Origin of the sequence: Paraburkholderia sp. SIMBA_053 (assembly GCF_046534895.1) — a bacterium.
In the GTDB taxonomy this organism is placed as follows: domain Bacteria; phylum Pseudomonadota; class Gammaproteobacteria; order Burkholderiales; family Burkholderiaceae; genus Paraburkholderia; species Paraburkholderia caledonica.
In genome coordinates this window covers 1-350 of the sequence record NZ_JAWRXU010000247.1, presented here as the reverse complement: position 1 = coordinate 350, position 350 = coordinate 1, and the positions used below count along the sequence as shown (strand labels likewise).

General features: G+C 65.7%; 1 pseudogene. It reads right to left on the bottom strand.

The window, feature by feature from the left end:
- Positions 1-350: pseudogene (locus SB753_RS35470) on the bottom strand (C4-dicarboxylate ABC transporter substrate-binding protein); the annotation flags it as partial.

Here is a 350-nt window from a genome sequence, read left to right as displayed (position 1 = left end):
GATCCAGTTCCGCGAAGAGCCGCTTGCGCTCTTCGTCGGTGGTTTGCGCGAGCGCGCCGCGCTCGATCGCGATCAGGGAACCGTAATAGCGATAGATGCGCGAACGTACACGCCAGCGATACAGCGCCGGAACCAGCCGCATCGCCGGAAAAAGCAGCACGGCGATCGGCAACAGCAGCACGAGCGTGCGGTCGCCGATGCTCGCGAGCCAGAACGGCAGCGTCCGGTATAGGAAGCTCTTGCCGGTGCGGTAGTAGCGCTGCGCGTCCTCGCTGATCTGATACTCGTGCGCGATCGGGCTCGGGAATTGTCCCGCGCGCTGCAGCAGGCCCGGCCTGCCGTGCACTTCC